At 73.7% G+C, this 20,749-nt stretch carries 26 protein-coding genes and 1 tRNA gene; 11 read left to right on the forward strand and 16 right to left on the reverse strand.

Features of this window, described 5'->3' with window-relative positions; translation table 11 throughout:
- The 3 genes from Q1K26_RS03085 to Q1K26_RS03095 form a co-directional block, all read right to left on the reverse strand.
- Nucleotides 1-1,317 (reverse strand): aldehyde dehydrogenase family protein (locus tag Q1K26_RS03085; protein ID WP_300007589.1); only part of this gene is annotated, 1,317 nt, incomplete at its 3' end.
- A gap of 87 nt (nucleotides 1,318-1,404) precedes the next feature.
- Nucleotides 1,405-2,172, reverse strand: coding sequence for an SDR family oxidoreductase (locus Q1K26_RS03090; protein WP_300007590.1), 768 nt, complete (start codon nucleotides 2,170-2,172; stop codon nucleotides 1,405-1,407).
- Nucleotides 2,173-2,420: 248 nt separating this feature from the next.
- A complete protein-coding gene (locus tag Q1K26_RS03095) occupies nucleotides 2,421-3,104 on the reverse strand; it encodes a GntR family transcriptional regulator (protein ID WP_300007591.1) in 684 nt (227 codons plus the stop codon).
- Between the two features lie 178 nt (nucleotides 3,105-3,282).
- Here Q1K26_RS03095 and Q1K26_RS03100 point away from each other — a divergent pair, with 178 nt between their 5' ends.
- From Q1K26_RS03100 to Q1K26_RS03120, 5 genes are read left to right on the forward strand one after another with little or no spacing between them, the layout of a single operon-like run.
- Nucleotides 3,283-4,233: a 3-carboxyethylcatechol 2,3-dioxygenase gene (locus Q1K26_RS03100; protein ID WP_300007592.1), complete on the forward strand. Its 951-nt coding sequence runs from the start codon at nucleotides 3,283-3,285 to the stop codon at nucleotides 4,231-4,233.
- 39 nt (nucleotides 4,234-4,272) lie between these two features.
- Entirely contained in the window at nucleotides 4,273-5,346 is a 1,074-nt protein-coding gene (locus Q1K26_RS03105; RefSeq protein ID WP_300007594.1) for an LLM class flavin-dependent oxidoreductase, read from the forward strand.
- Between the two features lie 20 nt (nucleotides 5,347-5,366).
- Nucleotides 5,367-5,987 carry an isochorismatase family cysteine hydrolase gene (locus Q1K26_RS03110; RefSeq protein ID WP_300007595.1) on the forward strand — a complete coding sequence of 207 codons (621 nt, stop codon included), beginning with the start codon at nucleotides 5,367-5,369 and terminating at the stop codon, nucleotides 5,985-5,987.
- On the forward strand, nucleotides 5,984-6,868 hold the full coding sequence (locus Q1K26_RS03115) for an alpha/beta fold hydrolase (protein ID WP_300007596.1): 885 nt from the start codon (nucleotides 5,984-5,986) through the stop codon (nucleotides 6,866-6,868). Before Q1K26_RS03110 ends, Q1K26_RS03115 begins: the two co-directional genes overlap by 4 nt.
- Nucleotides 6,865-8,667 (forward strand): FAD-dependent monooxygenase, encoded by a 1,803-nt coding sequence (locus Q1K26_RS03120; protein ID WP_300007597.1) that lies wholly within the window; start codon nucleotides 6,865-6,867, stop codon nucleotides 8,665-8,667. The genes Q1K26_RS03115 and Q1K26_RS03120 overlap by 4 nt, the downstream gene beginning before the upstream one ends.
- A 95-nt stretch (nucleotides 8,668-8,762) precedes the next feature.
- Here Q1K26_RS03120 and Q1K26_RS28655 read toward each other — a convergent pair whose 3' ends face one another.
- The 5 genes from Q1K26_RS28655 to Q1K26_RS03145 form a co-directional block, all read right to left on the reverse strand.
- A complete protein-coding gene (locus tag Q1K26_RS28655) occupies nucleotides 8,763-8,981 on the reverse strand; it encodes a DUF6247 family protein (RefSeq protein WP_363320414.1) in 219 nt (72 codons plus the stop codon).
- Nucleotides 8,891-9,097 (reverse strand): hypothetical protein, encoded by a 207-nt coding sequence (locus Q1K26_RS03130; RefSeq protein WP_300007599.1) that lies wholly within the window; start codon nucleotides 9,095-9,097, stop codon nucleotides 8,891-8,893. Before Q1K26_RS03130 ends, Q1K26_RS28655 begins: the two co-directional genes overlap by 91 nt.
- A 398-nt stretch (nucleotides 9,098-9,495) precedes the next feature.
- Nucleotides 9,496-9,750, reverse strand: a complete 255-nt coding sequence (locus Q1K26_RS03135) for a hypothetical protein (protein ID WP_300007600.1) — start codon at nucleotides 9,748-9,750, stop codon at nucleotides 9,496-9,498.
- 10 nt (nucleotides 9,751-9,760) lie between these two features.
- Nucleotides 9,761-10,099 (reverse strand): DUF6247 family protein, encoded by a 339-nt coding sequence (locus Q1K26_RS03140; protein ID WP_300007601.1) that lies wholly within the window; start codon nucleotides 10,097-10,099, stop codon nucleotides 9,761-9,763.
- Nucleotides 10,100-10,608: 509 nt separating this feature from the next.
- Nucleotides 10,609-10,914 carry a hypothetical protein gene (locus Q1K26_RS03145; protein WP_300007602.1) on the reverse strand — a complete coding sequence of 102 codons (306 nt, stop codon included), beginning with the start codon at nucleotides 10,912-10,914 and terminating at the stop codon, nucleotides 10,609-10,611.
- 243 nt (nucleotides 10,915-11,157) lie between these two features.
- Here Q1K26_RS03145 and Q1K26_RS03150 point away from each other — a divergent pair, with 243 nt between their 5' ends.
- The gene (locus Q1K26_RS03150; protein ID WP_300007603.1) at nucleotides 11,158-11,517 is read left to right on the forward strand and encodes a tyrosine-type recombinase/integrase; all 360 of its coding nucleotides are present in this window, start codon (nucleotides 11,158-11,160) and stop codon (nucleotides 11,515-11,517) included.
- A gap of 26 nt (nucleotides 11,518-11,543) precedes the next feature.
- On the opposite strand, the gene Q1K26_RS03155 is transcribed toward Q1K26_RS03150, so the two are convergent.
- The 5 genes from Q1K26_RS03155 to Q1K26_RS03175 form a co-directional block, all read right to left on the reverse strand.
- A tRNA-Ala gene (locus tag Q1K26_RS03155) sits at nucleotides 11,544-11,616 on the reverse strand.
- A 40-nt stretch (nucleotides 11,617-11,656) separates the two neighbouring features.
- Nucleotides 11,657-12,706, reverse strand: coding sequence for a gephyrin-like molybdotransferase receptor GlpR (glpR, locus tag Q1K26_RS03160; protein ID WP_300007604.1), 1,050 nt, complete (start codon nucleotides 12,704-12,706; stop codon nucleotides 11,657-11,659).
- 178 nt (nucleotides 12,707-12,884) lie between these two features.
- Nucleotides 12,885-13,550, reverse strand: a complete 666-nt coding sequence (locus tag Q1K26_RS03165) for a GNAT family protein (RefSeq protein WP_300007606.1) — start codon at nucleotides 13,548-13,550, stop codon at nucleotides 12,885-12,887.
- A gap of 3 nt (nucleotides 13,551-13,553) precedes the next feature.
- On the reverse strand, nucleotides 13,554-14,780 hold the full coding sequence (glp, locus tag Q1K26_RS03170) for a gephyrin-like molybdotransferase Glp (RefSeq protein ID WP_300007607.1): 1,227 nt from the start codon (nucleotides 14,778-14,780) through the stop codon (nucleotides 13,554-13,556).
- Between the two features lie 7 nt (nucleotides 14,781-14,787).
- Nucleotides 14,788-15,690 (reverse strand): UTP--glucose-1-phosphate uridylyltransferase, encoded by a 903-nt coding sequence (locus Q1K26_RS03175; protein WP_300007608.1) that lies wholly within the window; start codon nucleotides 15,688-15,690, stop codon nucleotides 14,788-14,790.
- Between the two features lie 36 nt (nucleotides 15,691-15,726).
- Here Q1K26_RS03175 and Q1K26_RS03180 point away from each other — a divergent pair, with 36 nt between their 5' ends.
- From Q1K26_RS03180 to mscL, 4 genes are all read left to right on the forward strand, one after another.
- Complete coding sequence (locus tag Q1K26_RS03180; protein WP_300007609.1) at nucleotides 15,727-16,335, forward strand: 5-formyltetrahydrofolate cyclo-ligase; 609 nt, start codon at nucleotides 15,727-15,729, stop codon at nucleotides 16,333-16,335.
- A gap of 69 nt (nucleotides 16,336-16,404) precedes the next feature.
- A complete protein-coding gene (locus Q1K26_RS03185; protein ID WP_300007611.1) occupies nucleotides 16,405-16,764 on the forward strand; it encodes an FmdB family zinc ribbon protein in 360 nt (119 codons plus the stop codon).
- 102 nt (nucleotides 16,765-16,866) lie between these two features.
- On the forward strand, nucleotides 16,867-17,496 hold the full coding sequence (locus tag Q1K26_RS03190) for an SAF domain-containing protein (protein WP_300007612.1): 630 nt from the start codon (nucleotides 16,867-16,869) through the stop codon (nucleotides 17,494-17,496).
- Entirely contained in the window at nucleotides 17,496-17,888 is a 393-nt protein-coding gene (mscL, locus tag Q1K26_RS03195) for a large conductance mechanosensitive channel protein MscL (RefSeq protein WP_300007613.1), read from the forward strand. Before Q1K26_RS03190 ends, mscL begins: the two co-directional genes overlap by 1 nt.
- A 2-nt stretch (nucleotides 17,889-17,890) precedes the next feature.
- Here the strand turns inward: mscL and Q1K26_RS03200 are convergent, their stop codons facing one another.
- Together Q1K26_RS03200 and Q1K26_RS03205 are read right to left on the reverse strand one after the other, a co-directional pair.
- Nucleotides 17,891-18,064, reverse strand: coding sequence for a hypothetical protein (locus Q1K26_RS03200; RefSeq protein WP_300007614.1), 174 nt, complete (start codon nucleotides 18,062-18,064; stop codon nucleotides 17,891-17,893).
- A 2-nt stretch (nucleotides 18,065-18,066) separates the two neighbouring features.
- Complete coding sequence (locus tag Q1K26_RS03205; protein WP_300007615.1) at nucleotides 18,067-18,564, reverse strand: MogA/MoaB family molybdenum cofactor biosynthesis protein; 498 nt, start codon at nucleotides 18,562-18,564, stop codon at nucleotides 18,067-18,069.
- Between the two features lie 224 nt (nucleotides 18,565-18,788).
- Here Q1K26_RS03205 and Q1K26_RS03210 point away from each other — a divergent pair, with 224 nt between their 5' ends.
- The gene (locus Q1K26_RS03210) at nucleotides 18,789-19,829 is read left to right on the forward strand and encodes an NAD-dependent epimerase/dehydratase family protein (protein ID WP_300007616.1); all 1,041 of its coding nucleotides are present in this window, start codon (nucleotides 18,789-18,791) and stop codon (nucleotides 19,827-19,829) included.
- A gap of 48 nt (nucleotides 19,830-19,877) precedes the next feature.
- Here Q1K26_RS03210 and Q1K26_RS03215 read toward each other — a convergent pair whose 3' ends face one another.
- The gene (locus tag Q1K26_RS03215; RefSeq protein ID WP_300007617.1) at nucleotides 19,878-20,531 is read right to left on the reverse strand and encodes a hypothetical protein; all 654 of its coding nucleotides are present in this window, start codon (nucleotides 20,529-20,531) and stop codon (nucleotides 19,878-19,880) included.
- Nucleotides 20,532-20,749 lie beyond the last annotated feature (218 nt).

Genomic DNA, 20,749 nt, shown 5'->3' on the forward strand with positions numbered 1-20,749 from the left:
GGGGCCCGGGGTGGTTTCCCCTCCCCCGGGCCCCGCGCCCCGCGGGCGGCGGGGGGGGGCCCCGCGGCCGACGTCGCGGGTCCACACGGCGGCGACGAGCCCGTAGTCGGTGGCGTTCGCCATCCGCACGGCCTCCTCGTCGGTCCGGAACGCGCTCACCGCGAGCACCGGTCCGAAGACCTCCTCCTGGCCGAGCTCGGACTCCACCGGCACGTGGTCGAAGAGGGTGGGCCGGAAGTAGAAGCCCGCGCCCAACCCGGCACCGTCGGGGGCCGCACCGCCGGTGACCAGTCGCGCGTCGGCACGGGCGCGGCCGACCATCGTGGCGACGCGCTCCCGCTGCCGGGCGTTGATCAGCGGCCCGAGGTCGGGATCGTCGAGGCCGGGGCCGATGGACATGGCCTCGAAGCGCTCCCGGACCCGGCCGACGAGCTCGTCGTGGCGCGACTCGTGCACGAGCACGCGCGAGCCTGCCGAGCAGGTCTGCCCGCAGTTCTGGGTGATCGCGTTGACGATGAGCGGGACGGCGTGGTCGAGGTCGGCGTCGGCGAAGACGAGGTTGGGGCTCTTGCCGCCGAGCTCCAGCACCACCGGCACCACGTTGGCCGCGGCCGCCGTGGCGATCGACGTCCCGACCGGCCGCGACCCGGTGAACGAGAGGTGGTCGACGCCCGGATGCGCCGCGAGCGCCGCCCCGGCCTCCGGCCCCAGCCCCGGGACGACGTTGAACATCCCCGGCGGGAACCCGGCCTCGCCGGCCAGCCGGGCGATCTCGACGGCGGTGACGGGGCTGTCCTCGGCCGGCTTCAGCACGCAGCAGTTCCCCGCCGCCAATGCCGGTGCGACGGTCCGGGCCAGCATCTGCAGCGGGTAGTTCCAGGGCGTGATGTGCCCGGTGACGCCGAACGGCTCGCGCCTGGTGAACGCCACGGCTCCGTCGGTCGGCGGCAGCGTGTCACCGTGGACGCCGCGCAGCACCCCGGCGTAGAAGTCGAAGTACCGCGCGGTGACGGACACGTCGGCCTGCGCCTGGCGCAGCGGCTTGCCGACGTCGCGGCACTCCAGCTCGGCGAGCCGTGCCGCGTCGCGGCGGATCAGGTCGGCGAGGCGCCGGAGCAGGCCCGAGCGTTGCTCCGCGCCGTGGCGCCGAACGGCGGTCTCGAAGGCCGTACGGGCGGCGTCGACGGCGCGGTCGACCGCGGGTGCGCCGAGCCGGGCCACCTCGGCGAACGGCGTGCCGGTGGACGGGTCGAGATCGACGAAGCGGTCCTCGCCCTCGATCTCCTCGCCTGCGACGAGGCCGGGAACGGTCAGCACGGTGTGTCTCCCCAGTGTGGTCGGAGCGGACATGGTCGGGGGCGGACGTGGTCGGGGGCGGAGACGGTCGGGGCGGAGACGGTCGGATCAGACGGAGCGGCCGCCGTCGACCGGCAGCACGACGCCGGTGATGAAGCGGGCGGCGGGCGAGGACAGGAAGACCGCAGCGTCGGCGATGTCCTCGGGCTGGGCCAGCCGACCCAGCGGGATCCCCGCGATGAACGCCGCCCGCGCCCGCTCCGGGTCCTCGGGCCCCAGGAACTGCGGCAGCATGGCGGTGTCGGTGGCGACCGGCGCGAGCGCGTTGACGCGGATGGCGTCACCGGCCAGCTCGAGCGCCAGCGTGCGCGCGAGGTGGTTGACGGCCGCCTTGCTCGACGCGTACGCGCCGAACCCCGGCCGCGCGCGCTCCCCCATCACGGAACCGACGATGGTGATCGCACCGCCGCCGGCCCGTCGCAGTGCGGGAACGGCGGCGCGGACGCAGTGCCACACCCCCTTGACGTTCACGGCGAAGATGCGGTCGAACTCGTCGGGGTCGGCGTCCAACGCCGGGGTCGGGAATCCGGCCAGACCGGCGTTGCAGCTCACGATGTCGAGCCGCCCGAACTCGGATTCCGCGATCGCGACGGCGTCGGCGACGGTGGCCTGGTCGGTCACGTCGGTGCGGACCGCCACCGCGGCAGCACCGCGGCCCGTCAGCTCCTTGGAGACCGCCTCGGCGCCGTCGGCGTCGATGTCGGCGACGACGACCGACGCACCGGCCTCGCCGAAGCGCAGCGCGGTGCTCCGGCCGATGCCCGAGGCACCTCCGGTGACCACGGCGACCTTGCCGTGCAGGACTCTCTCGATCATGGCGAGCTCCTCGTCGGACGGGCGGATGCGCCTTGCGAACCCTACTATGCATCATATGCACTGAAAATGCATTACTCAGGCCGCGAACGCCGCCGCCGGTCCGACGGGTGATGCGGGCCCTCACCACGGCCTGCGCGGGCTGCGCGTCCGCAGCTCCGCGCGGGACCCACGATGGCGTCGCGCCGTCCCCCGTGCACGCTGCGCTTCGGCGGGATCACGCAGGCCGTGCGCGCCCGTGTCGTCGGCCCCTACGGCTCGTGGATGACGCCCACCGTGCCGACGATGTGGTGCTCCATCTCCCTACGCGCCGCGGCCTGGTCGCCCTCGTGGAGTGCGACGCGGATGCGTTCGTGGTCGCCGTGGCGCCGGTCGAGGGCGTCGCTCAGCGGGTTGGGACTCCCGGCGGTATTGATCAGGAAGTCGGACAGGTCCCACATCCGACTACTGGTCTGCGCCATGACTCGGGAGTGCGCCATGAGGTGGATCGACTGATGGAAGCGGCGGTTGAGCAGCCGGTAGCCGCGGGCGCGGGTGGAGGGGTCGACCTCGGCGCGGAGCTGGTCGATCTCGTGGGAGATCGCGTCCATCTCGGCGAGCTGCTCGGGAGTCCGCCTGGTGGCGGCGATGCCGGCGATGGTGCCCTCGAAGCCGCCGAACATGACGAAGAAGTCCCCGACCTCCTGCGACGGATAGCTCGCCACCCGGGATCCGACCTGCGGATAGATGTCGACCAGTCCGTCACCGGAGAGGCGGCGCAGTGCCTCCATCACCGGCTGCTTGCTCACCCCGAACTCCAGCCGCAGCTGCTCGGTCGAGAGCTGCTCGCCTGCGACGTAGACGCCGTCGAGCAGGCGCTCCTTGAGCTGGTCGTACACGGCGTGGTTGAGCCGGCTCGTGGCCCGGTCGAGGCGAACGGGCTGGGGGCGGGTCACCGGCCGAGGGTAGCCGCGGCCGGTGCCCGCATCGGATGCCACCGGAGCCATGAGAACCGTCCCTTGCGGAGTTGCGACCCGCGTCCTACTGTGCTGCCAGCACGCTAGCATGGCAGCTACGGAACGTAGCAAGGTGCGGGCGCGGTACCTCGGAGCGGAGTCTGGGAGGAGGGCCACGATGGCGTTGGCCGTGTGCACGTCGTCGCACTCGCCCCTCATGGGGGAGAACGACCCGGCACCGGCGGTCGAGGCCGCGGTGGAGGAGGCGTTCGCGCAGGCCCGGGCGTTCATCGCCGAGTTCGCCCCGGAGCTGGTCCTGCTGCTGGGTCCGGACCACTACAACGGCTTCTTCTACGACATGATGCCGCCGTTCTGCGTGGGCACCGGCGCGACCTCGGTCGGGGACTACCGCACCGCCGCGGGGTCGCTGCCGGTGGACCGGGATTCCGCGTACGCGCTGGTCCGGCAGGTGCTGGCCGAGGGGCTCGACCTGGCCTACTCGGAGCGGATGTTCGTCGACCACGGCTTCGCACAGCCGCTGGAGATCCTGTTCGGCGGGATCGACGCCGTGCCGCTGGTGCCGGTGTTCATCAATTCGGTCGCCGAACCGCTGGGACCGGTGTCCCGGGTGCGCCGGCTCGGCGAGGCACTCGGGCGCGCCGCCTCGGCTCTGGATCGCCGGGTGCTGATCGTCGGGTCGGGCGGGTTGTCCCATGACCCGCCGGTGCCGCAGCTGGAGGGGGCCTCGCCTGCGGTGGCCGAGCGCCTGATCGCCGGGCGCCACCCCAGCGCGGCGCAGCGCGCCGAGCACGAGCAGCGGGTCCTCGCGGCCGGGCGCGCGTTCGCGGCCGGGACGGCCACGATCGCCCCGCTCAACCCGGAGTGGGACCGGCGGCTGATGGCGCTGCTCGCCGCAGGCGACCTCGACGAGATCGACACCTGGTCCAACGAGGAGTTCGTCGCACAGGCCGGGCACTCGAGCCACGAGGTCCGCACCTGGATCGCCGCCTACGCCGCGCTGTCCACCGCGGGCCCCTACGAGGTCCGGTCCTCCTTCTACCACCCCGTCCCGGAATGGATCGCCGGCTTCGGCGTCACCACGGCCGCCACGGCCGGACCGGGGTCCTGACACCCGTCACCGCACGAACCCGTCCGCAAGGGAGCAGTCATGGAGTTCTGCATCGGCAGTTGCGCGAAGATCGACAAGGTCGGCTGGGCGAGGCAGGCCGAGGACGTCGGCGCGAGCCACTTCGGCGTCGGGGAGGGGCCGCTGCTGTTCAGCGACCCCTACCAGTACCTCGCCCTGGCCGCCCGCGAGACCTCGACGATCAAGCTCGGCACGTGGGTGACCAACCCGCTGACCCGGATCCCCCCGGTCACCGCGAACTCGATCGCCACCCTCAACGCGCTCGCCCCCGGCCGCACCTTCCTGGGGATCGGGTCGGCGAACAACGCGCTGCGCTCGATGGGCAACCGTCCGGCGAAGGTCGCCGAGCTCGACACCGCGCTCGACCTCACCCGGGGCCTGCTCGCCGGCCAGCGGGTCACCCAGAACTGGCTCGGCCAGGAACGCGAGATCGAGTTCCTGGACAAGGAGGGCCACTGGTACAACCTCGACGACCCGATCGACGTGTGGATGTCCGCGGGCGGGCCCAAGGGGTTCGCGGTCGCGGCCAAGCACGCCGACTACGTGACCTACTGCCTCGGGCCCAACCCCGAGATGATCGGCGTGGTCCGCCGCGAGCTGGACAAGGCCGTCGCCGAGGCCGGACGCCCGCCCGGCTCGGTCAAGCTGGTCGCCCTGTCCTGGTTCTACCAGCTCCGCAACGGCGAGACCTGGGAGGACGGGATCGACAACGGATTCGGCTCGGGCCCGATCAGCTCGTGTCTCACCAACGCCGGGTTCATGAACGCCCACGTCGACGAGCTCGGCGAACCCATCGTGAAGGCCTCCACCGACGCCGCGATGGCCTACCTCGGCGACCCGAGCGCCGCCGACGCCCCGCACTACCTGGACACGTGGGCGAAGTACCTGCGCGGTCTCGACCCGGCGCACCGCCCGCTGATCACCAAGGAGCTCGTCGACTACTGGTGCCTCTACGGCAGCCCGGACGACCTGCTGGAGAAGACCCAGCTCATGCGCGAGGCCGGCTGCGACATGGTCAGCGTGTTCCTGTCCAACCCCTTCACCGCCGACCGCGACATCGCCGACATCGGCTCATCCATCCTCGCCCGCGCCTGACCCGTCCCTGGAGGACCATCATGGCCAGCTTCGACCCGACGACCACCGCCGTCGTCGGCGTGCACCTGCAGAACGACGTCGTCGGACCGGACGGCGCCTTCGCCGGGTTCTTCCGCGCGGAGATCGAGCGCACCGGCGTCCTCGACACCGCAGCGCGGCTGCTCGACGGCGCCCGCGCCGCCGGCGCCACCGTCGTCTACACCCGGGTGGCGTTCCGGCCCGGCTACGGCGACCTGAACCCGAACTCCCCGCTGCTCGGCATGGTGGCCCAGGCCGAATGCCTGGAGGACGGCAATCCGGGCGCCGCCGTCACCGCCGAGCTGGCCCCCCGCGACGGGGACCACGTCGTCACCCACACCCGCGTCGGCGGGTTCCAGGACAGCGACCTCGACGCCACCCTGCGCGGGGCCGGGGTGGACACCGTCGTGTTCCTCGGGGTCGCCACCAACGCCTCGGTCGAGGGCACCGCCCGCGTCGCGTCGGACCTGGGCTACCGCACCGTGGTGGTGTCCGACGCCTGCTCGGCCGGGTCGCCCGAGGCGCACGAGGCGTCGCTGGGCTCGCTGGGGCTGCTCGCCGAGATCGTCACCACCGACGAGCTGCTCGCCGGGCTGTCCGCGCCCGCGGAGGCCCACGCGTGAGTGGGGCGCAGACCGTCGTCGCCCGCACCGACACCCCGGTCTGGGTCGCCCTCGGCGCGGTCGAGCACCGCGTGCGCTACGTCGAGGTCGGGCCGTGGCGTACCCGCGTGCTGGAGGCGGGACAGGGCGAGGCGCTGATCCTGATGCCCGGCACGGGTGGGCACCTGGAGGCCTACGCGCACAACGTCGCGGCGCTCGCCGAGCACTTCCACGTGATCGCCTACGACTACCCCGGCCACGGCTACACCACCCACGCCGAGGCCGACCTGGAACTCGACACCTACGTCGGGCACCTCGCCGGGCTGCTCGACGCGTTCGGGATCGAGAGGGCGCACCTGAACGGGGAGTCACTCGGCGGGTGGGTCGCGATCAAGTTCGCCGCCGCCCACCCGGAGCGCACCGGGAAGCTGGTGCTCAACACCCCCGGCGGCACGATGGCCAGCCCCGAGGTGATGGACAGGATCCGCGGCCTGTCCCAGGCGGCCGCCGACGACCCGTCCGACGAGCGCATCCGCGCCCGCCTGCAGTGGCTCATGGCCGACCCGGCCACGGTCACCGACGAGCTGGTCGAGATCCGGCGCGCGATCTACTCCCGCCCCGGGTTCGCCGACTCGATGCGCCACATCCTGTGCCTGCAGGACCCCGACATCCGGCGCCGCAACATGGTCACCGACACCGACCTGGCCGCCGTGCCCGGCCCCGCGCTGGTGATCTGGACCAGCGACGACCCGTCCGGCCCGGCCGGGGCCGGCCTGGAGATGGCCGAGAAGATCACCGGCGGGCGGTTCGAGCTGATCACCGGGGCCGGGCACTGGCCCCAGTGGGAGCAGCGCGAGACGTTCAACGCCCTGGCGCTGGCGTTCCTGAGGGAGCAGCCGTGAGCGCACGCGACATCGCGCCGAGCCCGACCTCGGACGCCGCGTCCGGGCCGGGGACCGGGTTCGACACCGACGTCCTCATCGTCGGCACCGGCCCCACCGGCGGCGCCGCGGCGCTCGCCCTGGCCACCTACGGGGTCCGCGCGCACGCCGTCACCCGCTGGAACTGGCTGGCCGACACCCCCCGCGCGCACATCACGAACCAGCGCACCGTCGAGGTCCTGCGCGACCTGGGCGTGGAGGCCGAGGCCACCACGCACGCCACCCCGTGGGAGCAGATGGGCGACACCCTGTTCGCCACGAGCCTGGCCGGTGACGAGATCGCCCGGCTGCGCACCTGGGGGACCGGCGACGACCGCATCGGCGACTACGTCAAGGGCAGCCCCTGCCCGCTGCTCGACATCCCCCAGCCCTACCTGGAACCCGTCCTGGTCGGCAACGCCGCCGCGCGCGGCGCGACGTTCGGGTTCAACACCGAGTACCTGGGCCACACCCAGGACGACGCCGGCGTCACCGTCGCGCTCAAGGACCTGGTGACGGCCCGCGAGTACACGATGCGCGCCCGCTACCTGATCGGCGCCGACGGCGCGAGGTCCCGGGTCGTCGAGGAGCTCGGGCTGCCGCTGGAGGGCGAGCTCGCCCGCGCCGCCACCGCCTACGTGCTCTTCCACGCCGACCTGAGCCGCTTCGTCGCGCACCGCCCCTCGATCCTGCACTGGCTGATGACCCCCAGCGCCGCGTTCGGCGAGATCGGGATGGGCCTGCTGCGCGCGATCCGGCCCTGGCACACCTGGATCGCCGGCTGGGGCTACGCCCTCGACGGCCCCGGACCCGACTTCGACCCCGAGTCGGTCAAGGAGCGGATCCGCGGCTACGTCGGCGACCCCGACCTGGAGATCGAGATCGAGTCCTGCTCGAGCTGGTACGTCAACCAGGCCCACGCCACCCGCTACTCCCGGGGCCGCGTGTTCTGCGGCGGCGACGCCGTGCACCGCCACCCCCCGTCGTCCGGGCTGGGTTCCAACACCTCCATCCAGGACGCGTTCAACCTCGCCTGGAAACTCGCCTTCGTCATCCGGGGCCACGCCGGCCCGCAGCTGCTGGAGACCTACTCCGACGAGCGGATGCCCGTGGGTGCGCAGGTCGTCGCCCGGGCCAACCGGTCCCGCGTCGACTACGCCCCGCTCAACGAGTGCTTCCGCACCACCGGAGCGGCCGACCCCGTCGCGGCCGGCCTTGCCAAGCTGCGCGACTCCGGACCGAGCGGGGTCGCCGTACGCGACGCGCTGACCGCGGCGCTGGAGCTCAAGAACTACGAGTTCAACGCCCAGGGCGTCGAGCTCAACCAGCGCTACACCTCCACCGCCGTGCTCCCCGACCCGGAGGCAGGCGAGGAGCACTTCGCCCGCGACCCCCAGCTCTACCTCCAGGCCACCACCCGCCCGGGGGCCAAACTGCCCCACGCCTGGCTCCTCGGCGCCGACGGGCGACGCGTCTCCACCCTCGACGTCACCGGCAGGGGCAAGCTGTCACTGGTCACCGGCCTCGCCGGCGGATCCTGGGTCCGGGCCGCAGCCGAGCTCGACCTGCCCTTCCTACGCACCGTCGTCATCGGCGCCGACGGCGCTGAGGACGTCTACCGCGACTGGGCCCGGATCCGCGAGGTCCACGAAGCCGGAGCGCTCCTCGTCCGCCCCGACGGCTACATCGCCTGGCGCCGACCCGACGCCACCTGGGATGACGAGGACGCCCTCGTCCGGCTGCGGTGCGCGCTGGCCGCCGTGCTGTCGACCGCCGCCTGATCTCCCCCGTTCGTCGAGGTCAGGTGGGGGCCGTTGAACGACGACGACGACGCCGCGTTCGCGTTCGCGATCGGCGACACGGTCGTGGAACGCGCCTACCCCGCCGTGACGGCAGGCCTCAACCAGGGCCCTCCCGCCGGTCGCCCGGCCGCTCCACGGGTCTGCAGCCGGGCCTGGGCCGACGCCATGGTCTCGCGGTAGACGTCCGGCCCGTGGATGGAGGTCACCCAAGCAACCTGCCGCCAGGCTTCGAGGGCCTCGTGCAGCTCGGTGAGATCGAGGCGTTCGGTCGCCGCTGCATCAACCTCTGCCAGTGACGGTCGAAGGCCACCACATCCTCCGGCGTGAGCGCATCGCGGATCCGGGACGGCGAGGCGTCGACGAAAGGGATGCGGTCCGGTTCGGCAGGGCCCGCGGCGGCAGCGGTCACGCCTTCCAGGGTAGGGCCTGCACGGTGGACAACGCCCCATCCTGCTCGTGGATCACGTCCACGACCCATGCATCTGCGGCACGGAGTGTCAGAAGCGTTCGCCCGCGTCCACCGTCGTGGTCAGGCAGATGGTCGAGCAGCAGCTCGTCGACACGACGAACGGCGTGGCCACCGGGCGCGGAAGGCACCTCTGACCAGGCCGTTCGAGGGTGGAGCTGAGGGGAATCGAACCCCTGACCTCTTCGATGCGAAGCAATACCGAGAACGCTCCGTCCAGCAGGTTTACGCAGTTCAGAGCCCGTCTGGGTCCGTTTTCGTCCACTCATGTAGGCGGTCGTACAGAGCGGTTGGCCCTCAATCGGGTCCTCAATTGTGGATCTTTACCGTCAGCGGCTCGGTCAACCCGCCCAGGTGATCAGCAGGACGTCGACGCGCTGGTCGCGTTCCACGATGAGGTAGGTGGGCATCCCGGCCGCACCGAAAGGAAGGTTGCGGACCGGACCATCCGGGTTGAGCTCAGGATTCACCGAACGGCCGTTCCACGGCACCAGCTCGAGAACGGCGAGCGCCTCGGCCAGTGCCGGCAGGGCAGTGGCGGGGAGGGCGGCGATCGTGGCTTGGGCGCGTGGATCGATGTCGATCGAGTAGCTCACGGACGAGGCATCACTCGGGGAGCCCGAGCTCGGCCTTGAGCTGGGCCCACGGGACTGATCCCGCGACACGGTCGCCGGTCTGCAGCCGGGCCTGGGCCGACGCCATGGTCTCCCGGTAGACGTCCGGCCCGTGCGTAGCAGTCACCCAAGCCACGCGCCGCCACGCTTCCAGGGCCTCGTGCAGCTCGGTGAGGTCGAGCCGCTCGGTGGCCCGGCGCATCAAGGCCTGCCAATGACGGTCAAAGGCCACGGCGTCCTCCGCTGTGAGCGCATCGCGGATCCGGGCCGGCGAGGCGTCGCCGAAGGGGATGCGGTCCGGTTCGACAGGGCCCGCGGCAGCAGCGGTCACACCTCCCAGCGTAGTGCCTGCACGGTGGTTCACATCTCACCCTGATCGCCAATCGCGTGGACGATGCCGACGATGTGGAGCTCCATCACCCCCGTGCTGGCCGCGCGGGCTGTATCGGCGGTGGCGCCACTGGTACAGCGTCGCCTCGGGCACGCCGAGGTACGCCGACGTGTCCGGTACGCACCAGAGTCGCTCCCTCTCGTCCATCCTGTGCCCTCCGACCTGGTGAGTGGTTCGCTCGGAGCCCCAAGGTGCTGGTGCGGCTCTCCGACGGCGACCTCGCCGCGATCAAGACCGGCGCGGCGCGGGAGGGCCTCGCGGTCGGGGCATGGATGCGGGAGCTCGCCGTCCGCGCAGCCGACAACGGCGCGGGCTGGGACCTGGCGACGTCGCGGCGCGAGGTCGTCGCGCAACTGGTGAGGGTCCGGGTCAAGGTCGCCGTCGTCCTCGCTGCCGATGACATGCCGACGGTCCGCGACCGGGTCATGGCCGCGTTGCTCGGTCTGGACTCACTGATCGGTGACGCCGCCCGGAAGCCGCCGCGACGGGAGCCGCAAGCTGACCGAACTGACCGCCGAGGACGTCGACCACTGGCTGGCCGCCAAGGCCCGGACGCTGAGCACCCGCACGCTGCGCGAGATCAAGTCGATCCTGCGCCGCGCCGTCACCCGCGCCCAGGCCCGGGACAAGGTCAAACGCAACGTCGTGCTGCTCTGCGAGACCCCGACCGGGCAGATCGGGCGCCCGTCGAAAGCACTCACCCTCGACCAGGCACAGGCGCTGATCGACAAGGCCACCGGTTCGACCATGGGCACCTACGTCACGCTCTTCCTGCTCACCGGCGCCCGCACCGAGGAGCTGCGGGCCCTGACGTGGAGCCATGTCGACCTCGACGGCGACCCGGCCACGAACCCGCCGGTGCTGCCGCACATGATGATGTGGCGATCCGTCCGCGCCGGCGGGGACACCAAGACCCGGAAAGTCGCGCCGCACCCTCGCCCTGCCGGAACGCTGCGTGGAGGCACTGCGGGAACAGCGCGATCGCCGGCGACCGATGGGTGCACAACGACCTCGTGTTCGCCTTCGAGATCGGCACCGAGCTCGACTCGGCCAACGTCCGCCGCGGGTTCCGCCGCGTCGCCACGGCCGCGGGCCTCGACGCCGCGGCATGGACACCGCGGGAGATGCGACACAGCTTCGTGTCGCTGCTGTCCGACGAGGGCGTGCCGATCGAGCAGATCGCGCGGCTCGTCGGACACGCCGGGGGCTCGACGGTCACCGAGACCGTCTACCGCAAGCAGCTCCGGCCCGTGATCCATGACGGTGCCACGGTGATGAACCGCGTCTTCCCTCGCCGTAACGATAGGCCCTCAACCCGGCCCGCCAACGCTGAACGGCCCGGTCCTGAGCTCCGCTAGAAGCTCGTGACCAGGCCGTTTGGGGGTGGAGCTGAGGGGAATCGAACCCCTGACCTCTTCGATGCGAACGAAGCGCGCTACCAATTGCGCCACAGCCCCGGTGCCCGCCGTAGCAGGACGCTCGAACCCTACCAGCCGCTCACTCGCCCGCCGCGCGGCGGTAGTCGGGGCGGGCGGGGGCTTCGAGATCGTGCAGGCCGGGGTCGTCGAGATCGGCATCGACGACGGACGTGCCGGCCGGCAGCGGGGGCGGCGGGGCCGGGGTGAGCCGGGGCAACGCGGGCTCGTCCACCAGCATGGCCGTGGACGCGATGGGTCCGATCGGCTCGCCGGTGCCGGAGACCCGCTCGACGGTGTCGTCGACGAGGTCGTCGTCCTCGTAGTCGTCGACCGGGTACTCGTCGACCGGCTCGGGTGCGGGTTCCGGTTCGGGCTCGGGGCGGGCCACGTCACGGCCCCGCCTCGCCCACTCGTCGAGCTCGGGATCGTCGGCGGCGGGCGGGCGGCGGGTGCCGGCCATGCGGGAGGCGCGACGGTTGCGGATCGTCTCCTCCATGCGCACCTGCTGGCGCAGGTAGCCGAGGTAGCCGACCAGCGCCACGTCCACGGCGCCGTGCGCCCACCACAGTGCGGGCTGGACGAGCAGCGCCAGCAGCGCGGTGGCGGCCGCGGCGACCAGCAGGCCGAGCACGACGCGTTGCCGGAAGGCGTACCGGGCGCGTGCCGTCAGAGCGGCGGCCTCGGGGTCGAAGCCACCGCGGCCCGGCCGGTAGCGGGGTGCGGGTCGCTCCCACCGATCGTCGTCGACGTACTCCTCGTAGCCGGCGTCCTCGTAGCCGGCGTCCTCCTCGTAGCCGACGTCCTCGTAGTCCGCGTCCCCGTGGTCGGCGTCCCCGTGGTCGGCGTCCCCGTAGGAGCCATCGAGATCGTCGCGGGTGTCCCTGGTCGCACGGGCCGCGGGGATCCGGGCCGTCGTGGCCCGGGACCCGTCCCGCGCGACGTCGTCGTCGATGTCGTGCACGTCGTCCACCTCCTCCATCCGGTACGCCCGCCGGGGCCGCTCCAGCACCCGCCCGGACAGCGCGGCCACGCTCGGCCGGGCCACCTCCTGCTGGTGTCGTGCGACCGCCGGCACGAGGATCAGCAACCAGAGCACGACCAGACCCGCGAAGATCAACGAGCTGGGCACCGGCTGCCTCCTCCCCGACGGCGGCGGGCGGCGGTCCGAACCCTCCCCGGCCCAAGATCGCTACCCGACCACCACGGTAGTGAGCGACACGGCCAGGACGCGGCAGCGACGCGCCGTGACCGTGACCGTGAGGTTCACCCATGGGCCGCCAGTGACAGCGGTGACTGTTGTGGGTGAATCAGGCGCGCTCGGCCCGACCGGCCGCCACCAGCCGCCCGGCCAGCCCGCCCGGTGGGAGGTCCTCGACCGTGATCGCGAAACAGAGGTGGTCGCGCCAGGCCCCGTCGACGTCGAGGTAGCGGCGGAACATGCCCTCCTCGCGGAACCCGAGCTTCTCCAGCACCCGGCGGCTGGCCGCGTTCTCCGGGCGGACCGTGGCCTCCAGCCGGTGCAGCCCGGCCGGCCCGAGGCAGTGGTCCACGGCGAGCGCGACGGCCGCCGTCGTCACGCCCGCGCCGGTGACGCGCTGGTCGCACCAGTAACCCACGTAGGCCGACAGCAGCGGCTCGCGCACGACGTTGCCGATCATGACGTGGCCGGCCAGCCGCCCGTCGAGGGTGATCGCGAACGGCAGCGCGGTGCCCCGCCGGGCGGCCGAGCGCAGCAGCAGCCAGCGGCCGGGCCACTCCGAGGACGCGTGCCGCTGCCGCCACGTGCCCGGCATCGAGGGCTCCCACGGGACGAGATGGGCCTCGTCCCGGATGCGGATCGCCGACCACTCCGCGCCGTCGCGCAACCGCACCGGGCGCAGCGCCACCACGCCGACCCCGACCCGCAGCCCACCGGGTCGGGCGGGCCAGCCGGGGTGGCGCCCAGTGCCACGCTCCGGGAGTGCGTGGGCCACTTCTCAGGCCGGTGCGGGAAGGAACGCGACGGTGACGACCTCGTCGACGGTGGCCTCGGTGACGTCCTCGCCGACCACGATCAGCCCGTTGGACTCCCCCAGCGAGGACAGCAGGTGCGCACCGGAGGTGCCCAGGGGCTGCACGAGGTAGTCGCCGCTGGCCTGCTCGCGCAGCAGCCGCGCGCGCAGGTACCCGCGGCGGCCGGGCCGGGAGCTGATGGGGGAGGTGAGCCGGGCGGTCATGGTGCGCCGGTACGGGTCGGCCCGGCCCAGCGCCGAGCGCAGCAGCGGACGCACGAAGACCTCGAACAGGAGCAGCGCGGTGGCGGGGTGCGCGGGGAACAGGAACGTCGGGACCGCGTCGGGGCCCAGCCTGCCGAACGCCTGCGTGGAGCCGGGATGCATGGCGACGCGGGTGGAGTCGAGATCGCCGAGCCCGGACAGTGCCGCGGCGACCTCCGCTCCCGCGTGCCCGCCCGCCGCCCCGCAGACGACGATGACGTCGCTGAACGGCAGCCGGTCCTGCATGGCGGCGGAGATCTCGCGGGCGTCGCCGCGTACCAGCGACCCCCGCCCGGTCTCGGCCCCGGCGTCCCGGGCCGCCGCGGTGAGCGCGTGCGAGCAGACGTCGGGCACCTGGCCCGCCCCGGTCGGGCGCGCGACGTCGACCAGCTCGTCGCCCACGGAGATCACCGAGACCCGTGGCCGGGGGTGCACCATGATCTTGTCGCGGCCGGTGGCGGCGAGCAGGGCCACCTGGGCGGGCCCGATCACGGCGTCGCGGCGCACCGCGACGTCGCCGGGGAGCGTGTCCTCCCCCACCCGGCGGACGAACGCCGCCGACGGCACCCCGCGCGTCGCCACGAGCCGCGCGGTCCCGCCGTCGGTGTACCCGACCGGCACGACGGCGTCGGCCAGGGTCGGTAGCGGTGCGCCGGCCATCACCCGGACGGCCTGGCCCGGCTGCAGCCGCAACGGCTGGCGGGACCCGGCCGGGATCTCGCCGACCACCGGCAGCGAGGCCGGCTCGTCCTCCGACGCACCGGTCAGGTCGACGCTGCGCACCGCGTAGCCGTCGATGGCCGCCTGATCGAACGCCGGCAGCGGCCGCGACACGACCACCTCCTCGGCGCACCGCAGGCCGTGGGCCTCCGACAGGGACACCCGCACCGGGGCCGGGCGCAGCGCGCCGTCGAGGATCCGTGCGAGCTGCTCGTCGACCGTCCGCACGGCTGCCTCAGTCCGCGAGGCGCGCGGCCAGCCAGGTGCGCAGCTCGGGACCGTAGTCGGGGTGCTCCAGGGCGAAGTCGACGAACGCGCGCACGTAGCTGCCCGGGTTGCCCAGGTCGTGGCGCCCGCCGCGGTGCACCACGACGTGCACCGGATGGCCCTCGGAGATGAGCAGCGCGATGGCGTCGGTGATCTGCAGCTCGCCGCCCGCGCCGGGTGTGATGCGGTCGATGGCGTCGAAGACCGCGACGTCGAGCAGGTAGCGCCCGGCGGCGGCGAACGTCGACGGTGCGTCGGCGGCCGCGGGCTTCTCCACCATGCCGCGCACCTGCTTGACGTCGGGGGCGTCGGCGACGTCCCCGAAGGACGTGCTGCCGACGTCGAAGACGCCGTAGGCGGAGATCTCCTCGCGGGGGATGTCGAAGGCGCACAGCACGGTGCCGCCCTTCTCCGCCCGCACCTGCGACATCGTGTTCAGCACGCCCGAGGGCAGTACCAGGTCGTCGGGCAGCAGGACCGCGAAGCAGCCCTCGGCGGGGTCGATCGCCTCGCGCGCGCAGCCGATGGCGTGTCCCAGCCCCAGCGGCTCGTCCTGCGTCACGGTGCGCACGGCGATCAGCTCGTGGGCGCGGCGCACCTTCGCGGCCAACGCGTCCTTGCCACGGGCGGCGAGGGTGGCCTCCAGCTCGGAGGAGTCGGCGAAGTGCGCGGCGACCGCGTCCTTGCCCGGCGAGGTGACGATGAGCAGCTGCTCGGCGCCCGCCTGCGCCGCCTCGGCGGCCACCAGCTCGATCCCCGGCGTGTCGACGACGGGCAGGAGCTCCTTGGGCACGGTCTTCGTGGTGGGCAGGAACCGGGTCCCCAGCCCCGCAGCGGGAACCACTGCCGACCGGAACGGCGTCGCTGTCATGAGCAGGGAGCCTATCGGCGCCGGTAGCGTGGCCGGGTGACGGCACGCGCTGACGATCTCCACTCGTCCTCGAAAGGGTCCTGGCGCCGCAGGCTGCTGGCGGCCCGTGCGGAGCAGGACCCGCAGGTGCGCGCGAGGAGCGCCGCCGCGCTCACCCGGGCGGCCGTGGCGCTGGCCGCGCAGACCGGCGGGCCGGTGTGCGCCTACGTCGCCGTCGGCACCGAGCCGTGGTCCGCCGCCGGGCTCGACGCGCTGCACGCCGCGGGCCACGAGGTGCTGCTGCCCGTGGTGCCGACACGTCCCGCGCCGCTGGACTGGGCCCGCTACGACGGTCCGGACTCGCTCGCCCCCGCCCGGTTCGGGCTGCTCGAGCCCACCGGGCCGCGGCTGGGTGCCGAGGCCGTGTCCCGGGCCCGGCTGGTGCTCGTACCGGGCCTGGCGGTCGACCGGTCCGGCACCCGCCTCGGTCGCGGGGCCGGGCACTACGACCGCACGCTTCCGCTGGTCACGGCGGGTACGCCGCTGGTGATGGTGCTCGACGACGACGAGCTGGTGGACGAGCTGCCGGCGGAGGCGCACGACCACCCGGTCGGCGCGGTGCTGCTCCCCCGGCAAGGTCACGTGGTGCTCGGGAAGAACGCGTAGCACTCGCGGGTTATGCTGGCACTCAGCGCACGCGAGTGCCAAGTCGCTTTCAGGGGAAGGACCACAGGGGTGCCCACCTACCAGTACGCCTGCACCGCGTGCGACCACCGCTTCGAGGCCGTCCAGTCGTTCTCCGACGCGTCGCTGACCGTCTGCCCGACCTGCACCGGGGCGCTGCGCAAGGTGTTCTCCTCGGTCGGGATCGTGTTCAAGGGCAGCGGCTTCTACCGCACCGACAGCCGCTCGGGCCCGGGCAGCACCGTCGCCAACGGCGCGTCGAACGGCGAGGCCAAGAGCGAGACGAAGAGCGGTGAGGCCACGAGCGGGTCGAGCAGCACCGCGAAGGGCGAGTCGTCGACGAGCGGCGGTTCCGCCTCGAAGAACGGCAGCAGCTCGTCCGGCGCGCCCGCGGCAGCCGCCACGTCCTGATGCGGCGGGCCGCCCGCGGGAGTTGTCCACATCCCGGGTCGGCGCTCCACAGGATCCCGGTACGCGCACCGGGCGGGCCCGCGGCGACCTAGTTTCCGCACCATGGGCTCTCGACTGTCACCGCTGTTGCACCACCGGCTCCGCGAGGTGGCCGGTGCCCCGGGCTGGCGCCGCACCGCGCTGCTGCGGCGCACCGCCGCCGGCCTGCTGGCCGCACTGGCCCTCGCGCTCGCGCTCGCCCCGCAGGCCGCGGCGGGCAGTGTCCCCGTGGTCGTCGCGGCCACCGACCTCGGGTCCGGATCGTTGGTGACCGCCGAGGCGCTCGCGGTGCGCGAATGGCCACCCGAGCTCGCCCCCGCGGGCGCGCTGACGACGACGGCCGCCGCCGAGGGGCGCGTCGTCGTCGGCGCCGTGCGGGCCGGCGAGCCCCTCACCGACGTGCGGCTCACCGGCGCGGGCCCACTCGCCTCCGGCAGCGCCGCGGTCCCCGTCCGGCTCGCCGACGCCGACGTCGCCGCGCTGCTCGTCGCAGGCCGCCGCGTGGACGTGGTCACGCTCGGTGAACGCGCCGACCAGCCGGTGGTGCTCGCCACCGACGCCGAGGTGCTGGCCGTGCTCCCCGGCCCGTCCGGTTCACAGGGTCCGTTGGTGCTGGTGGCGCTGTCACGCGAGGTCGCGACACGCGTTGCGGCGGCCACGCTCTCCGCCCAGGTCGCCGTTACTCTCCGATGATGCTCACGGGATTCAAGGACTTCATCCTCCGCGGCAACGTCGTCGACCTCGCGGTCGCCGTCGTCATCGGCACCGCGTTCGCGACCATCGTCTCGGCGTTCACGTCCGGGATCATCCAACCGCTGATCAACGTCATCGGATCGCCCGAGGCCGGGGGCCTGCGCGTCCAGCTGGTCCCGGGCAACGACGGCACGGTGGTCGACTTCTCCGCCGTCATCACCGCGGCGATCAACTTCCTGATCGTGGCGGCGGTGGTGTACTTCGTGATCGTGCTGCCGCTCAACAAGCTCAAGGAGCGGCGCACCCGCGGGGAGGAGCCCGGCCCGGCCGAGCCCACCGACGTGGAGCTGCTCGCCGAGATCCGCGACCTCCTGCGGGCCCGCGAGAGGTAGTGCTACGTGTCGCGGTCGTGGTGCGGTGGACGGTCGGCCAGGAGGTCGGCGTCCGGGTCCTCCGGGGAGGCCGGGTCGCGTTCGTCGGCCGTGGTGTCGGGCAGGACGTCGCCGAACACCTCGGCGAGCCGCCGACGCTGCGCCTCGCTCAACGGCTCGGCCGGCCCGGGCTCCACGGCTACTGCTCGAGCCCGGACAGCTCGGCGATCACGTGCGCCACCAGCGGTGTCAGCGTGGCCATCCCGTCGCGCACCGCCGCGCGCGACGGCGCCAGGTTCACCACCAGCGTGCTGCCCGACACCCCGACCAGCCCGCGGGACAGGCCGGCGTCGACGGCCCCCGCGGCGAGCCCCGAGGCGCGGATGGCCTCGGCGATGCCGGGGATCGGCCGGTCCAGCACCCCGGCCGTGGCGTCGGCGGTGACGTCGCGCGGCGAGACGCCGGTGCCACCGACGGTGACCACGAGGTCGACGCCACCGATCACGGCCGTGTTCAGCGCGTTGCGGATGGCGACCGGGTCCCCGGGCACCACCACCGACGCGTCGACGACGAGCCGGGCCTCCTCCAGCAGCTCGGTGACCAGCGGCCCGATCGTGTCCTCGCGCTCGCCGTGGCTCACCCGGTCGTCCACGATCACGACCAGGGCCCGACCGATCTCCGGTGCCGCCATCTCCATGTGCTCACCGTAGCGGGACGCACACCCGGCGCCCGCTGCGGTCTTACCGATCGCGGACGGCGGGCCGGACCGGCGCAGGCCCGACCGCGCGGTACGCCGTACCCGTCGGCGGCCTCGCACCCAGGTGGCGCGGGGGTCCCGCACCCGGACCCGCGACGTCGGCCGCTCCGGACGACCGCGACGGCACCGTCGGACCCGGCACGCACCGGCCTACTCTCACGGCGGTGCGCATCCTGATCACCGGCGGCGCGGGCTTCATCGGCTCGCACATCGCCGACCGGCTCGCCGTCGACGGCCACGACGTGCTGCTCCTCGACGCCCTGCTCCCGCAGGCCCACCGCAACCCTCCCGCGGAGTCCGGGCACGAGCTCGTCGTGGGCGACGTCCGCGACGCCTCGCTGCTCGCGCGTCTGCTCCCCGGCGTGGACGCGGTGTGCCACCAGGCGGCGATGGTCGGCCACGGCGTCGACCCGTCCGACGCGCCCGACTACGCGAGCCACAACGACTACGGGACGGCCGTGCTGCTCGCGGCGATGCACGCGGCGGGGGTCCCCCGGCTGGTGCTGGCCGGCTCGATGGTCGTCTACGGCGAGGGCCGCTACGAGTGCGCCGCACACGGGGCGGTCCGGCCGGGGCCGCGGCGCTTCGCCGACATCGACGCGGGCCGGTTCGAGCCGCCGTGCCCGCGGTGCGGGGAACCGCTGGCGCCCGGCCTGGTCAGCGAGGACGCCCCGACCGATCCGCGGTCGACCTACGCGGCCACGAAGCTCGCGCAGGAGCACCTGGCGTCGGCGTGGGCCCGGCAGACCGGTGGCGCGGTCTGGTCGTTGCGCTACCACAACGTCTACGGCCCGCGGATGCCCCGCGACACCCCCTACGCCGGGGTCGCGTCGATCTTCCGCTCGGCACTGGAGCGCGGCGAGGCCCCCCGGGTCATGGAGGACGGTCGGCAGCGACGGGACTTCGTGCACGTCACCGACGTGGCCGCGGCCAACGCGCTGGCCCTCGCCGCCGACTCAGGCGAGGGCGTGCTGGTGGCGGCGAACGTCTGCTCCGGCGAGCCGCGCACGATCGGGGACCTGGCCGCTGCGCTCGCGGCGGCCGTCGGCGGCCCGGCCCCGCAGGTCGTGGGCGGGGCCCGGCCCGGCGACGTGCGGCACGTGGTGGCCGACCCGGCCCGGGCCCGCTCGGTGCTGGGCTTCGAGGCGCGGGTGGGCTTCGCGGACGGGGTGCGGGCGTTCGCGACCGATCCGTTGCGGGGGTAGCCGCCCCGGGGCCAGCTCCGCGCCGTGGGCCCGGGGGCTGGTGCCGCACTAGGCGCGGGTGCTGCGGTCGGCCTGCTCCAGGGCGGTGGCGACCTCGGCGAGGTCGGCGAGCAGGTCCTGCAGGCGTTCGGCGCCGGAGTCCAGCGGCGCGGTGGCCAGCACCCACGCCTCCTCGGCCCAGAGCAGCTCGACGTCGTCGCCCACCGCGTCGCTGGCCGCGGCGAGACGTTCGGTGAGCAGCGGGCGCACCGCCTCGGCGTCGGCGACGAACGCGTAGCGCTCACCCACCGGCTGGAGCAGGTCCAGGCCCGCGTCGTCGGGCAGTGGGGCCGAGGGCAGCCGCAGCTCCACCGCGGCGGGGACGGCGTCGCGCACCTGGACCGCCGCGAGCACCGAGCTCAGGCGCCCGGCCTGCTCGTGGTCGAACACGTAGGCCTGGCGCGGGCCGTCCGGGGTCGGAACGTCACCGCTGATCAGGTTGCGCGCGCGGCCCGGGCCGCCCTGGTGGATGGTGCCGTAACGCCAGCGGCTGGGCAGCACCGGATCGGTGTCCAGGTACTCCCAGCCCCGTGCCTCGGCCCAGCGCCTGCGGTCGCGGGCCCCGCCCCCGGCGGACCGCCGCCGGTCGAGGTACAGCAACGCACCGCCGACCAGCAGCGCGATGACCGCGATGACGAACCACACGCCCGACGGAATGCCCACCGCGGCAGAGTAGCGCCGAACCCCACCAGAACAGCCGAACACACCCGCCCACCGGCGCGCCGCCGCCCCACCCCCGCCCCGCCCCCCGACTCGCAGTGGGGGGGGGGTTAAGGTACGGGGGGGGGGGGTATTCCCCCCCCCACCAACAGGGGGGGGGGGGGGGGGGGGGGGGGGGGGGGGGGGGGGGGGGGGGGTGGGGGGGGGGGGCGGCGGCCCCC

This window comes from Pseudonocardia sp. (assembly GCF_029263155.1).
Taxonomy (GTDB): Bacteria; Actinomycetota; Actinomycetes; order Mycobacteriales; family Pseudonocardiaceae; genus Pseudonocardia.

Coding starts and splice junctions, on each gene's coding strand:
- Q1K26_RS03110 (WP_300007595.1), top strand. CDS start 5,367: ATGGCCAGCTTCGACCCGACGACCACCGCCGTCGTCGGCGTGCACCTG.
- mscL (WP_300007613.1), top strand. CDS start 17,496: ATGCTCACGGGATTCAAGGACTTCATCCTCCGCGGCAACGTCGTCGAC.
- Q1K26_RS03100 (WP_300007592.1), top strand. CDS start 3,283: ATGGCGTTGGCCGTGTGCACGTCGTCGCACTCGCCCCTCATGGGGGAG.
- Q1K26_RS03105 (WP_300007594.1), top strand. CDS start 4,273: ATGGAGTTCTGCATCGGCAGTTGCGCGAAGATCGACAAGGTCGGCTGG.
- Q1K26_RS03205 (WP_300007615.1), bottom strand. CDS start 18,564: ATGGAGATGGCGGCACCGGAGATCGGTCGGGCCCTGGTCGTGATCGTG.
- Q1K26_RS03090 (WP_300007590.1), bottom strand. CDS start 2,172: ATGATCGAGAGAGTCCTGCACGGCAAGGTCGCCGTGGTCACCGGAGGT.
- Q1K26_RS03190 (WP_300007612.1), top strand. CDS start 16,867: ATGGGCTCTCGACTGTCACCGCTGTTGCACCACCGGCTCCGCGAGGTG.
- Q1K26_RS03175 (WP_300007608.1), bottom strand. CDS start 15,690: ATGACAGCGACGCCGTTCCGGTCGGCAGTGGTTCCCGCTGCGGGGCTG.